The organism is Kribbella sp. NPDC004138 (assembly GCF_053603655.1).
Genome location: NZ_JBSGFZ010000034.1, coordinates 26,232 through 38,407 on the forward strand (window position 1 = coordinate 26,232; position 12,176 = coordinate 38,407).

Genomic DNA, 12,176 nt, shown 5'->3' on the forward strand with positions numbered 1-12,176 from the left:
CGATCTGGGATACTGGTCGGATGGTGAAACAGTCCGGCCGGGAGAAGCCGATCGCGCAGAACCGTAAGGCGCGACACGACTACCACATCGACGACGTGGTGGAGGCCGGGCTGGTGCTGACCGGGACGGAGGTCAAGTCCCTGCGGCAGGGCCGGGCCTCCCTCGTCGACGCGTTCGCCGCCGTCCGCGGGAACGAGCTCTGGCTGCAGGGCATGCACATCCCGGAGTACAAGCACGGCACGTGGACCAACCACGAGCCCCGCCGGACCCGCAAGCTGCTGCTGCACAAGGACGAGGTGCAGAAGCTGATCCGTGAGGTCGAGCAGCAGGGCGTGTCCCTGATCCCGCTGTCGCTGTACTTCAAGGACGGCTACGCGAAGGTCGAGCTCGCCACCGGCCGCGGCAAGAAGGACTACGACAAGCGTCACGCCCTCGCCGAGCGGCAGGCCAACCGCGAGGCCCAGCGCGCCCTGTCCGAGCGTCGCCGGGGGTAGTGTCCGGCGCCTCGCGGACCTGGGGGTCGGCTAGGTTGCGACCGTGCTCGCTCTCTCGGTGCCGCGCTGGCTCGAAGCCGTCGGTGGGATGCTGCTCGGTTTCGCGCTGTTCATCGGCTTCGCCGTCCTGTTCGGCCTGGTGATCGCGCGCCTCGGCGGTCCGTGGGTGGACCGCGCGAAGGCCCAGCTCGCCCGCGAGCAGGCAGGCGCCGAACGGTACGGCTGGCACCCGGGAGCCGACGTCGACGGGCAGCTCCTCACGGCCGGCCGCCGTATCTTCGCGCCGGACGGGCAGCTGCGCCGGATCCTGATCGGCGAGTACCAGGGCCGCCCGGTGCGGATGGCCGAATTCGTCCACACGACCCGGGGCCGGTACCTGCCGACCACATGGGTCAACCACCTGATCGCGGTCGAGCTGCCGGTCCGGCTGCCCGACCTGGCCGTCGGTCCGGACCTCGTGTTCGGCGCGGAACCCGTCGTCGGTGACGGAGCGACCGTCGAGCCGGGTATGGAGCGGGTCGAGGTCGAGAGCGAGGCCTTCAACCGGCAGTTCCGGGCGGCCGCCGTGGACGTCCGCTACGGTTCGGCCGTGCTGCACCCGCGGATGATGGAGTGGCTGCTCGACCAGCCGCGGGTGAACTTCCGGGTCTGCGGCAGCCTGGTCGTTGCGTATGCCGCCAAGCCGTGGACGGTGCCGCGGACGCTGACGGTCCTGCCCGTCCTGAGCGGTGTCGCCGACCTGATCCCGCCGTTCGTCCTGGCCGACTACGGCCGGCAGCTGCGCTGACCAGCCGCTGAGCAGGCGCTGACCAGCCGCTGAGCAGGCGCTGACCAGGCGCTGATCGGATGCTGGTCAGGCGCCGTTCCGGGGCTTCCGGGGTCGGGTCAGGGGTCCGTCCGGGCTGAACCCGATGGGGTGCGCGGTGTCCCGCGCGCACAGTGGAACCATGTCCACTTCAGAGCTGCTGGTGACGACGGCGCAGCGCGACCGGGCCGTCGAGATCCTGAAAGAGATGTACGCCGACGGCCGCCTCGACCACATGGAGTTCGACCTCCGGCTGGACAAGGCACTCAAGGCGCGGACCCGGGCCGAGCTGAACAGCACGTTCGACGGGCTGGTGTCCCGCCCGGTGCCGACGTACGCCCCGGCCGCGTTCACCCGGCCCGCGCCGCTGCAGACCTACCGCGGCGACGGGCGCGGGATGGGCACGATCGCGCACTGGCTCGGGTACCCGACGTTCTTCGTCGGCCCGGCGCTGGTCGTCGCGAGCGCGGGCCAGAAGAACCCCGCCGTACGCCGGCACGCCGTCGAGGCGCTGAACTTCCAGCTGACCGCGTTCGGCGCGTTCGCGCTGCTGGGGATCGCCACCGGCATCACCCACGGGTTCCTGTCGTTCCTGTTCCCGGTCCTGGGCATCCTGTGGTTCCTGCTCACCGGCATCGGCGGCCTGGCCACCGCGGCCGGCGGCAAGTTCCGCTACCCGTTCACACTGCGCCTGATCAAGTAGGTCCCCCGGAGGGGAATGTCGGGTGCGGGCAGCCTGTTGGACTTGGTAGTGTGGATCTTCCACCGCGGTTCGGGTGGGAGTTTGACAACTCAACAGGGGGTGAACGGTTTCGACTTTGGACGTACGTTCCAAGGGAAGCGGGCCGAGGATCCAGGGTTATCTCGTTAACGATCTCTGGAAACCAATAACTGCCAACGCTAAGCGCAGTAGCTTCGCTCTCGCCGCCTGACGGCCTGAGCACTTAAAGAAGCGGTCAGCCCGGGGATGCTCCCGCCCCGGCTCCTGGCCTCATCTAGGGAGCTTGCTTTGTTAGCCCGGTCACGGGGCTAACACGGGACATTTACAGTGACTGAGCCTGTCAGCGAGATGTCTGTACAAACGCTGGGGCTGAGAAAAGCGACATCCAGACTGCGCCCGGAGAAGCCTTGAAACGACGCCGAAGGACGCGGGTTCGATTCCCGCCACCTCCACCCCTTGAGAACGCCCAGGTCAGAGCACATCCGACCTGGGCGTTCTGCTGTCTGCGACCACGTGGACGACCACTTGTGCCGCCACCTTCGGTGTGAACGAGGTCGCGGGCCGGGACTGGTTGCGGGCGCGCTGAATGGCGTAGGGGTTCTCGTGCGGGTGGGGGATGCCGGGGGTGCGGGGGGTCGGGAGGCTGGGGGTTATGAGTGAGGGGACTGTCACTGCGCTGGGGCATGCCGGGTTGCGGGTGGACGGGGGCGGGGTGCGGATCCTGGCGGATCCGTGGCTGTCGGACGGTGGGGCGTTTCTGGGCTCCTGGTTCCCGTTCCCGGACAACTCGCATCTGGTCACGCCGGAGTTGCTCGACGTCGATCTGGTGGTGGTGTCGCACGAGCATCTGGACCACCTGGACCTGGATCTGATCGCCGGGCTGCCGGAGAGCGTGCCGGTGCTGGTCCCGCGGTATCCGTCGACGATCATGCAGCGCCGGTTGCGCGCGATCGGGCGGACCCGGGTCGTCGTGCTGGACGCGTGGCAGCGGTACCCGCTGAACGAGCGCGACTGGCTGACGGTGATCCCCGAGCAGTGCCCGATGAGCCACGACTCCGCCGTCCTGCTGAAGCTCGGGGAGCGCAGCGTGCTGCACACCAACGACGCCCGGATCTCGCTGTCCCAGGCGCGGCGTGCGATGGCCGAGGCCGGCGGGCCGCTGGACGTGATGGGCGTGCAGATGTCGGGCGCGAGCTGGCACCCGGTCCGGTACGAGTACGACGAGGTCGAGCGGGAGCGGATCTCGACGATCAAGCGGGTCGGCAAGTTCAAGGCCGTCACCCGGCTGGTCCGGCAGGTCCGGCCGCGGCTGGTGATGCCGTACGCCGGTCCGCCGTGCTTCCTCGACGACGAACTGTTCGAGCTGAACAGCGGCCTGCGTCCGGGCGGGATCTTCCCGGACCAGGGCGAGGCGCTGGCCTGGCTCGCGGACCGGATCCCCGACCAGCGCGGGGTCTGTCTGCTGCCGGGTGACCAGATCCGGCTGGACGACCTCACGGTGGTCCGGGACGCGCACTGGAAGGACTTCGCCCTGGACGCCGGACCGGAGGAGCGGCGGCGGTACCTGAACGAGTACGCGGCCCGCCGCCGGCCGGCCATCGACGCCGCCTGGGCCGCGAACCCCGTGTCGCGGCCCGGGCTGGCCGATCGCTTCAAGACCCACCTGGAGTCACTCGGCACGCTGTCGGAGTACTTCCTCGCCCGGATCGGTATGACGCTGCGCTTCGACGTGTCTGGGCCGCACGGCGGGGTCTGGGACGCGCACATCGGACCGGACCGGGTGGTCGTCGATCTCGACGGCGGCGCCGGGCACGCCGACTACCGCCTGACCATGGACGGCCGGTGGCTCGACGGCGTGGTGTCCGGCCGGACCCGCTGGGAGGAGCTGCTGCTGTCGATGCGCTTCACCGCCCGCCGGCAGCCCGACCGGTACAACGACTACCTGGTCGGCCTGCTCAAGCACGCCGACCGGGCCGCGCTCCGGGCCGTCGAGCGGTTCGAGGCAGCCCGTGACCCGGAGGAGACCACCACGATCGTTGTCGGTGGCAAGCAGCTGCGGGTGAGCAGGTACTGCCCGCACGCCGGTGAGGACCTGGCCGAGACGGGCGTGGTGGTGAACGGCGTACTGCGCTGTCTCGGCCACAACTTCGAGTTCGACCTGACCGACGGGACCTGTCTCAACGCCCGCTGCGACCCGGTTCTGGTGAAGCCGGAGCCGGATGTGGAAGAGGCGGTCTGACCGGCACCTGGAGATCCGCCAGCCCGGCCACGAACAGCCCGGTGAGCAGGACGTAGTACAGCGTGCGGCGGATCGTCGGGCGGTCCAGGTACTCGCGGTCTGCGGCCACCCGCAGCGGCACGAGTACGTCGAGGTACCAGCGCTCCACGTCCGTCCAGGTGTCCGGCGGTACGGCGGAACGCTCGCGGTACCGCAGCTGCGCCGGACCGGTCAGCCCGGGCCGCGCCAGCAGCACCGGCCGGAACGCGTCCGGATAGCGCGCCGCCAGAGTCGCGCTTTCCGGCCGCGGACCGACCAGCGTCATCTGCCCGCGAACCACGTGCCACAACTGGGGCAGCTCGTCGAGCGCGGTCCGCCGCAGGAACGCACCGAGCGGTGTGATCCGGGCATCTGTGGCGGTGGTCACTTCGGGGCCGGAGGCAACTGTACGCATGGTCCGGAACTTGTACAGCGTGAACGACCGGCCGTTCTCGCCCACGCGGGCCTGACGGAACAGCACCGGTCGGCTGCTGGTGACGAGCACCAGTACCGCGACGATCAGCAGGACTGGCGACACCGCCACCAGTAGCAGCCCCCCGATGAGCACGTCCAGAAATCGGCGGCCCGGACCAACCTGTGCTGACATTCTGTCTCCTAACCGGTACCGGCGGCCACGAAGACCGCGGTGAACGCCTGGGCCGCCAGATCGCACTCGTGGTCGAACGAGGCGGGATCGGTGGGCATCGTCGACGGCGTCATGTGGGTGATCAGCTGCACTCCGTGCCGTCGTTCCTGGATCAGGGAGGTCCAGAGCGGGTTGGCGGCGAGGTCGGGCGCGAGCAGGCTGAACACCTTGCCCTGGTAGTGCTGACGCCAGGCCCAGATGTCCACGGCCTTCGCGCCGGCCGAGACGGGCGCGGCGATGTACGTGGCCGTGTCGGTGGCGGCCTGGGTGGCTGATCCCTGGTAGCCGTCGGCGGCCGCGAGTGCCTTGCGGGACTGCAGCGTGGTCAGCGATTCCCAGCCCTGGCCGCGGATCCGGCTCCAGATCTCGGCCTGTGCGGCCTGCTGGGTCAAGCCCCAGCCTGCATAGGTGCCAGGGCTCAGCAGCCCGGTGCTCAGGTCGAGCCGGTCGATCAGATGGCCGCGCAGGTAGCTCTCGACCGCCGCCGCACTGGCCGCCGGGTACTTCAGCCGGACCCGTTGCGCGCACCCTTCCTGGTTGCCGCCGCGCCACGGCAGGCACCCGAGCTCCGGTACGACCGCGTCGACCAGGATCTGCTTGCCGGGCGCAACTTTCGCGAGACTGCTCCGGGCCTGCCGGAGGAAGCTGGTGGCCTGCGCCGGAGAGGTCAGCCCGTCCCCGTACCCGATCTCGTCGGAGATCTTGAACCCGACTGTTCCCGGGACCGCGGCCAGCTGCCCGAGCCGGGCGACCGCTCCGTCGAAGGCGGCCGGCCCGTCGAGCCAGCGCTTGACCAGGTCGGTCTCCCACCAGATCGCGACGCCGCGGTGGTGCAGCGCGGTGGCGAGCGCGACGTACCGGTCACCGGGCAGCACGGCCGCTGCACCGCCGGTCACCGGGCTGCTGGGTGGCGGTTGGGTCGGGTCGGCCGGCGTACTCATCGGCGGTCCGCTGTCCGGGGACGTGGTCGGCTGACCGCTCGGCGAACCGTTGGAACAGCCAACGAGCAGGACGAGCAGGCCGGCGGCGATCGCGGTAGCTCTCATGGTGTTCCCTCGCCGATCACGAGGGTCGCGCGGCGGCGGGCCCGCGGTGCGCTGAGCCGCAGCAGCAGAACGATCAGCAGGGCATCGGTCGACAGGTACGCCGCGGTCGACGCGACTGCCGCGCCGAGCGCTCCGTGCCGCGGGATCAGCGTCACGTCGAGGACCACGGTGACGACGAGCCCGGCGCCGAGCACGATCGAGTTGAGCCCCGGCGTACCCCGACCGTAGAGATAGGCGCTCGCGACCCCTGAGGCGCCGGCCAGGATCATGCCCGCGACGAGGATCCGGGCCGGAGTGACCGCGGGTGCGAACGAGGCACCGTACAGCAGCCGCATCACCGGTCCGGCCAGGATCGCGACCGGGATCGCGGCGGCCGCGACGCCGGCCAGAGTCGGCCGGATCAGCCGCCGGGCCAGCTCGGCGGCCCGCTGCTCGTCGAGTTTCGCCAGGCGCGGATAGAAGACCCAGGTCAGTGCGGTACCGGGCAGCCGCAGCAGTTCGGCGTACTTCGAGGCGACCGCGTAGCCGCCGAGGACGGCGGGTCCGGCGATCGCGCCGAGGATCGCGACGTCGAGGCGGAGGTTCAGCAACGTGATCAGGCCGCCCACCTGACCCCGCAGTCCGTACGACGCGACCTGCCGCGCGAGGTCCTTGTCCGGGCGCCCCCACCAGCACGCGACGCCCAGGCGCCGCCACCCGAGCCGCCGGCCGACCCGGCGCCACGCGTCGACCGCGACGACCACGTCGGCGAGCCCGAGTCCGAGGATGATCGCACCGATGCCGTGAACGCCGACAAGCAGCGGGAGCACGAAACAGGGCAGGAACGCGAGTTCCTCGGCGGCGATCACCACGTCACCACCGCGCCGGTCCTCGAGTCCTTGCAGGGCGGTCTTGCCGAGCGTCAGCGCGAGCTGGGTCGCCACGGTCGCCCCCGCGGCCGCGATCAGCCACGGCGCCTCGTGCGGGAAGAAGACCTTGGCGAGCAGCGGCGACGCGACCACCCACAGCGCCGTACCGACAACCGCTCCGGCGGCTCCGATCGCCATCAACGTCGGCCAGAGCCGCGGCAGGTCGCGGCGCGGTACGGCGAGGAAGTAGGCGAGGGCCCCGGGCAGGCCGAGGACGCACAGCACCCCGACCAGGCCGGGCAGCATCCGGAGCAGCGCGTACTCGCCGACCGCCGACGGTCCGCCGGTGCGCGCGACCAGCACGGTGGCGAGCGTGAGCCCGAGGATGGCGAGCAGCCGCGCCGAGGTGTTGGACAGGACGGAACGGATCATCAGGCCTCCTCGTGCCGGTCCTGCATCGCGAGGACGAGCGCCGCGACGAGGCCGAGCCAGGTCCACAGGTGCCGGAAGTGCAGAACCTCGTAGAACCCCGCGGCGGTCGCCATCACCGGTCCGATGACGGCGAGCAGCCAGGGTCTCGGTACGAGTTCGGCGTACGCCTTCGGCAGGTTCCCGAAAACCAGCCGCAGGCAGCGGGTGAGCACGCCGACGCCGAACAGCAGCAGACCGATCGCCCCGATCACCCCGCGTTCCAGCAGCGTCGCGAGGTAGTCGTTGTGGGCTTCCTTGACGTACGGCGCCTGCGTGGCCTCCAGGGTCGCCTTCGTCCGGGCCGGCCCGTAGCCGGCGGCGTCGCCGCGGAGGAAGAGGTTCGTGCCCTCGCTGACGATCGTGGCCCGCTCGCCGCTGGAGTTCGCGCTGCGCCCGAACGAGTCGCGCAGCAGTGGCACGCTGCCGGCGGCCTGTTCACGGAGCTGACCGAGGTCGACGCGGGGCATGACGAACCCCGCCATCAGCCCGCCGGCGAGAGCCGCGCTCGCGAGTACGGCAAGGCCGCCGACCGCGCCCCGGCGGCGGTAGGCGGTCACCGCGGCGGCCAGGACCAGGCCGACCAGCAGGGTGAGCATCGCGCCGTTCGAGCCGGTGAACCCGATCGCCAGGAGCACCAGCAGGTAGGCGATCCGACGGACGCCGGGGGACCGTGGATGCTTGCACGCGGCCATCAGGAACAACGAGACGACCAGGTAGTTACCGGCCAGGTTGGGATCACCGAACGTGTACGGCGCACGCACACCGTCCTTGGCCGACACCCCGGTGATCGCGTTCAAGCCGACCAGGTACGCGGGCACCATGACGCCCGAGTAGAGCGTCGCCGTGTGGCACCAGGACACCGTGACGGCGCGGACGATCGCCGGATTGTGGCGACCGAGAGCGAGCGCCGCAGACCACGCGAACAGCAGCAGATCCTGGATCAGCACCAGCGCGGTGCCGACCGGCGCGACCGAGACGTACGCCGCGAACGCGCCGCCGAGGATCAGCCCGGCCACACCGGTGGCGTACGGCAGCTTGATCGGCAGTTGTTCCCGGCCCGCCCACAGCATGCTCAGCACGACGCACAGCAGGATGCCCGCGTCCGCCAGGGCCGTGTTGCCCGGACCGGCGGGCACCAGGAACGGCAGCAGGCACGTCGTCAGGCCCATCATCGCCACGAGCGCGTCACCGCGCGGCGTGCCGGGTGAGCCGACGATGCCGGCCGGTCGTACCGGCTGGGTCGAGGTGCTCATCGCGGTTCAGCTCCGTCGGTGAGCGGCCAGTACGGCAGACTCGCCAGCAGGTCCAGGTGCTGTGCGGCGAACTCGTCGTCGTTGGCGTTCGCGGCGATCTCACCCAGCCCGGCCAGCGCGGCGCCGTACCACAGGATCGTCGGCAGGCCGAGAGTTTCGAGCCCGGTGCGCAGGTACAGCCGGACCAGGTCCGGCAGCCAGCCGGCCTCGAGCAGGCCGTACCTGATCCCGGCCCCGAACCCGGTACGCCGCAGGCCGCGGTGTCCGCGCACCTCGCGACCGGGCCGGGTGTGGCGGTCGAGGTAGAGGCAGTAGCTGAGCGCGAACCGGACGAGGTCGCGCAGCGGCGAGCCGGTGCGCGCGCCGCTCTCCCAGTCGACGACTCCGGAGATCCGGCCGTCGTCGACCAGCAGGTTCCCGAACCAGTAGTCGCCGTGCACCACCGTGGTGGCGACCCGATGAGCGCGCAGTTGCCGGTCCGCGGCCGCGACCCGGACCTGTGCGGCCTCGAGTTTCGGATGCCCCGGCCAGCGGGCACGCAGCTGGCCGGCGACCTCGCCCGCCCAGGTGATCCGGGACCGCTCGCCGGCTGTCGCCAGCTGCAGGTGCCGGAGCCATCCGCCTGCCAGCGCGAAGTCCTCGGCCACCGGACGCTGCCGCGAGGTGTGCAGCCAGCGGTGGTACGCGACACTCATCGGGACGCCACGCAGTACCGTCGTCACCACGGCCGGCAGGCCGTCGCTGTCGAGCGTCTCCAGGTAGCGCGGAACGGTCCTGGCGAGTTCGCCCAGGTCCGTCTCGCCGAGCGCGATCAGCATCCGGGTCTCCCGGGAGACCGCGCCCGCGGCTGCGACCGTGACGGGGATCTTGATCGCCACCGGCCCGGCCGGGCCGTCCACGTAGGTACCGGCGGGTGGCGTGACCACGAAGGTCCGCTTGGCGTCGGGATCCTTCGACGTCGCGATCAGCACGCCCCGGCTTCCGGGCGCGAACAACAGGTCGTGCACCGACCGGGGGCGCGGCTGGAACGCCTTCGGAGCTTCGGTCATCGCCGCCTCCCGACGACGACGCGGGCCGGTGCGAGCGCGCCGGTCCAGCGCCAGGGTGCGCGTCGTGCCAGCCCGAGCAGTGCGGACGCCGGTACGGCGAACGCGAGTCCCGGAGGCACCGTGGCCACCGCGGTCCAGAAGTGCCTGATCGCCTCCTCGACGTCGTCGATGACCACCATCGGCCGGTCGAGCGTCGGCAGGACGACGAACTCGCGCTCCACCACGACCCCGAGCTCACGCGCCGTCCGCCGCAGCCGGCGACGACTGCGCGGCCGCTGGTCGATCAGTACGACCGGCCCGTCGGTGGACACCTGATCCGCCCGGAGCGGTCCGCAGCGGAGGTCGTGCTCGACCGTCCCCGGCGGGCACAGCTGCAGCCAGGGCGACATCGGCCGCCGGATCCGCTCGGCCGTTTCCGGACTCGTCATGACCCCACCAGCTCCGCCGGCCGTCCGGCGGAGTACACCTGGTCGAGCACCTCGGCCAGGCTCTCGGCATCGTACGTACTGCCGGCCGACGCCTGCCCGCGCCGAGCCATCCGCTCGGCCTTCGGGCGGTCGTCGAGCAGGTCGTCGACCGCTTCGGCCAGCAGTCGCGGACGTCCCGGTGGAACCAAGATCCCGCTCTCGCCGGGGATGACCAGGTCAGGCACCGAGTTGACTGCGGTCGCCACGACGGGGAGGCCGCAGCGCATCGCCTCCACCACCGCGCAGGGCAGACCCTCGTACCGGCTGGCCATGGCGAACACGTCGAACGCCGGCAGCAGTTGGGGTACGTCGGACCGCTCGCCGGCGAAGACGAACCGGTCGGTCAGACCCGAGCGGCGGACCAGCTCCTTCGCCTCGCGATCGCCCGGACCCGAGCCGATCCAGACCGCGACCGCGTCGGTGTGCCGCAGCCCGGCGACCGCGGCGATCAGGTGTTCCGGCGCCTTCTGGTAGTCGATCCGGCCGACGGTGCCGATCAGCGGGGTGGTCGCGCCGACCCCGAGCTCGGCCCGCGCCGCTGTACGCGAGCTGTCCGTGCGCGGAACGGTGACCGACTCCACGACGGGTGTGATCGTGCGCAGCGAGCTCGGCGTCGCGAGCCCGAGCCGCAGCGCCTCGGTCGCCACCCCGGTTCCGATCGCGAGCACCGTATCGGTGATGCGCGCCAGCCGGCGCTCGACGGCGATGTACGCCGTACGCCGCAACGGGTTCTGGAACTGGTGGAACGGAAAGCCGTGATAGGTGTGCACGATCCGCGGCACACCGGCCCGGTGCGCGGCGAGCCGGCCGAGCGCCCCGGCCTTCGCGCTGTGCGTGTGGACGACGTCGTACCTGCCGGCGGCACACAACGCGGTCAGTTCCCGCAGGGCCCGGCGGTCGTCGGTCGGTGACAGCGGTGCGACCAGTGACGGCTCGATCAGGACGCGCATCCCGGCGGCTGCGGCCCGGTCGGTGAGTGGGCCGCCTTGTCCGGTGATGATCGTGACTCGGTAGCGGTTCGGGTCGAGCGGAAGGACGCCGCGCAGCGCGACGCCACCGGCACCGGCGATGAAGCGGGTGACGATCTGGGCGACCTCGATCCGGGTGCCCATCAACCGGCCCGCCCGGTCCGGACCGCGGCGAGTGGGCGGCGGAGCAGTTCGGTCAGTCCGGCGCCGGGCTCCCGGCCGAGCAGCAGTTCGACCGCGGGCAGCCGGGTCGTCAGCCGCGCGGCGATCTCCTCGATCGGCGGGTGCACCGGCCCGCATCCCGTCGCGGTCGCGACGAGCGCTGCGATCGACCAGAACCGGCGGAGTTCACCGGCCGCGTAGGTGCCCGCGACGAGCCGGCGAGCCGCCTCCGCGGGGCTGAGTTCGCGCAACGTGGGCGACTCCTGGGTCCCGCGCCGCAGGACGACGACGAGCTCCGGCGGCAACGACCTGACCCGGTGCATCCACGGCTGTTCGCGCCGCCCGTGCAACGCCCGCCGCCCGGCACCGTCCAGCAGCCGCAGTGGTTCGGCCACGCCGTACGCCGTCATTCCGTCGCAGGCCGCGAGGTTGTCGCACGTTGCCCGCGAACCGTCGGCCAGGGCGCGCGCGACCAGCGTCGACTTGCCGACGCCGCCCGGTCCGGCCAGCAGGACGACGACACCACCGATCTCGACGACCGAGACGTGCAGCGGCGCGAACCGCTGTTGCATCGCGAACCACAACGCCGGGTAGTGCAGCAGGACCTGGCTGTTCAGCGCACGCTGCCGAGCCGGGAGCAGCCTGGCTGCGACGGACTCCTGGTACGACGGCCGCCACCGGCTGGCGACCCGGAGGCCGTCGACGTCGACCGCCCACCGCTGGTCGAAACCGGATCCGCCGACGTTCGTCAGCACCACTTCGCCGCCCGGTGTCGCCCAGACGCCCCGCGTGATCACCTCCGCCCCGTCCGTGCGGAACGGCCGGCGGGTCTCCTCGATCGCGAGGACGACGTTCGGCGGATCCGCCGCCGCGAGCCCGGGTCGCTCGGGCCCGCCCGCGGCCGCGAGCAGCGTGCGTACGGCGCTGTCCGGACCGTGCAGTGCCACGCGCTGGCCGGCTGTGTGGAGCATGGCGGTTGTCATCCGGCT

Annotated in this window: 12 protein-coding genes and 1 other RNA gene; 5 read left to right on the forward strand and 8 right to left on the reverse strand. The window is 71.4% G+C overall.

The genetic code is table 11. The annotated features are described in order from the left end of the window. Window positions 1–20: 20 nt before the first annotated feature. The 5 genes from smpB to ACWEOO_RS36845 all read left to right on the forward strand — a co-directional run bounded on the left by smpB (window position 21) and on the right by ACWEOO_RS36845 (window position 4,259). Window positions 21–494 carry an SsrA-binding protein SmpB gene (gene smpB / locus ACWEOO_RS36825; RefSeq protein ID WP_355473012.1) on the forward strand — a complete coding sequence of 158 codons (474 nt, stop codon included), beginning with the start codon at window positions 21–23 and terminating at the stop codon, window positions 492–494. A gap of 43 nt (window positions 495–537) precedes the next feature. After that, window positions 538–1,281 carry a hypothetical protein gene (locus ACWEOO_RS36830; protein WP_452146982.1) on the forward strand — a complete coding sequence of 248 codons (744 nt, stop codon included), beginning with the start codon at window positions 538–540 and terminating at the stop codon, window positions 1,279–1,281. A gap of 160 nt (window positions 1,282–1,441) precedes the next feature. Further along, window positions 1,442–2,002, forward strand: a complete 561-nt coding sequence (locus ACWEOO_RS36835; RefSeq protein ID WP_363711261.1) for a DUF1707 and DUF4870 domain-containing protein — start codon at window positions 1,442–1,444, stop codon at window positions 2,000–2,002. 95 nt (window positions 2,003–2,097) lie between these two features. Continuing rightward, window positions 2,098–2,475: a transfer-messenger RNA gene (gene ssrA, locus ACWEOO_RS36840) on the forward strand. A 197-nt stretch (window positions 2,476–2,672) separates the two neighbouring features. Beyond that, the gene (locus tag ACWEOO_RS36845; protein WP_452146983.1) at window positions 2,673–4,259 is read left to right on the forward strand and encodes an MBL fold metallo-hydrolase; all 1,587 of its coding nucleotides are present in this window, start codon (window positions 2,673–2,675) and stop codon (window positions 4,257–4,259) included. On the opposite strand, the gene ACWEOO_RS36850 is transcribed toward ACWEOO_RS36845, so the two are convergent. Genes ACWEOO_RS36850 through ACWEOO_RS36885 form a run of 8 tightly spaced genes read right to left on the reverse strand, consistent with a single transcriptional unit; the run spans window position 4,198 to window position 12,170 of the window. After that, complete coding sequence (locus ACWEOO_RS36850) at window positions 4,198–4,884, reverse strand: sugar transferase (RefSeq protein WP_452146984.1); 687 nt, start codon at window positions 4,882–4,884, stop codon at window positions 4,198–4,200. The two genes, ACWEOO_RS36845 and ACWEOO_RS36850, sit on opposite strands and share 62 nt — an antisense overlap. A gap of 8 nt (window positions 4,885–4,892) precedes the next feature. Next, window positions 4,893–5,969, reverse strand: coding sequence for a hypothetical protein (locus ACWEOO_RS36855; RefSeq protein WP_452146985.1), 1,077 nt, complete (start codon window positions 5,967–5,969; stop codon window positions 4,893–4,895). Then, window positions 5,966–7,249, reverse strand: coding sequence for a lipopolysaccharide biosynthesis protein (locus ACWEOO_RS36860; RefSeq protein WP_452146986.1), 1,284 nt, complete (start codon window positions 7,247–7,249; stop codon window positions 5,966–5,968). The genes ACWEOO_RS36855 and ACWEOO_RS36860 overlap by 4 nt, the downstream gene beginning before the upstream one ends. Beyond that, window positions 7,249–8,541: an O-antigen ligase family protein gene (locus tag ACWEOO_RS36865; protein WP_452146987.1), complete on the reverse strand. Its 1,293-nt coding sequence runs from the start codon at window positions 8,539–8,541 to the stop codon at window positions 7,249–7,251. Before ACWEOO_RS36865 ends, ACWEOO_RS36860 begins: the two co-directional genes overlap by 1 nt. Continuing rightward, entirely contained in the window at window positions 8,538–9,590 is a 1,053-nt protein-coding gene (locus ACWEOO_RS36870) for an aminoglycoside phosphotransferase family protein (protein WP_359936773.1), read from the reverse strand. The genes ACWEOO_RS36865 and ACWEOO_RS36870 overlap by 4 nt, the downstream gene beginning before the upstream one ends. Continuing rightward, window positions 9,587–10,018, reverse strand: coding sequence for a hypothetical protein (locus tag ACWEOO_RS36875; RefSeq protein ID WP_452146988.1), 432 nt, complete (start codon window positions 10,016–10,018; stop codon window positions 9,587–9,589). Before ACWEOO_RS36875 ends, ACWEOO_RS36870 begins: the two co-directional genes overlap by 4 nt. Then, window positions 10,015–11,169, reverse strand: a complete 1,155-nt coding sequence (locus tag ACWEOO_RS36880) for a glycosyltransferase (RefSeq protein WP_452146989.1) — start codon at window positions 11,167–11,169, stop codon at window positions 10,015–10,017. Before ACWEOO_RS36880 ends, ACWEOO_RS36875 begins: the two co-directional genes overlap by 4 nt. After that, window positions 11,169–12,170, reverse strand: a complete 1,002-nt coding sequence (locus ACWEOO_RS36885) for a hypothetical protein (protein WP_452146990.1) — start codon at window positions 12,168–12,170, stop codon at window positions 11,169–11,171. Before ACWEOO_RS36885 ends, ACWEOO_RS36880 begins: the two co-directional genes overlap by 1 nt. Window positions 12,171–12,176: the final 6 nt, after the last annotated feature.

Coding starts and splice junctions, on each gene's coding strand:
- ACWEOO_RS36855 (WP_452146985.1), bottom strand. CDS start 5,969: ATGAGAGCTACCGCGATCGCCGCCGGCCTGCTCGTCCTGCTCGTTGGC.
- ACWEOO_RS36845 (WP_452146983.1), top strand. CDS start 2,673: ATGAGTGAGGGGACTGTCACTGCGCTGGGGCATGCCGGGTTGCGGGTG.
- ACWEOO_RS36865 (WP_452146987.1), bottom strand. CDS start 8,541: ATGAGCACCTCGACCCAGCCGGTACGACCGGCCGGCATCGTCGGCTCA.
- ACWEOO_RS36885 (WP_452146990.1), bottom strand. CDS start 12,170: ATGACAACCGCCATGCTCCACACAGCCGGCCAGCGCGTGGCACTGCAC.
- ACWEOO_RS36835 (WP_363711261.1), top strand. CDS start 1,442: ATGTCCACTTCAGAGCTGCTGGTGACGACGGCGCAGCGCGACCGGGCC.
- ACWEOO_RS36860 (WP_452146986.1), bottom strand. CDS start 7,249: ATGATCCGTTCCGTCCTGTCCAACACCTCGGCGCGGCTGCTCGCCATC.
- ACWEOO_RS36875 (WP_452146988.1), bottom strand. CDS start 10,018: ATGACGAGTCCGGAAACGGCCGAGCGGATCCGGCGGCCGATGTCGCCC.
- smpB (WP_355473012.1), top strand. CDS start 21: ATGGTGAAACAGTCCGGCCGGGAGAAGCCGATCGCGCAGAACCGTAAG.
- ACWEOO_RS36850 (WP_452146984.1), bottom strand. CDS start 4,884: ATGTCAGCACAGGTTGGTCCGGGCCGCCGATTTCTGGACGTGCTCATC.
- ACWEOO_RS36880 (WP_452146989.1), bottom strand. CDS start 11,169: ATGGGCACCCGGATCGAGGTCGCCCAGATCGTCACCCGCTTCATCGCC.
- ACWEOO_RS36870 (WP_359936773.1), bottom strand. CDS start 9,590: ATGACCGAAGCTCCGAAGGCGTTCCAGCCGCGCCCCCGGTCGGTGCAC.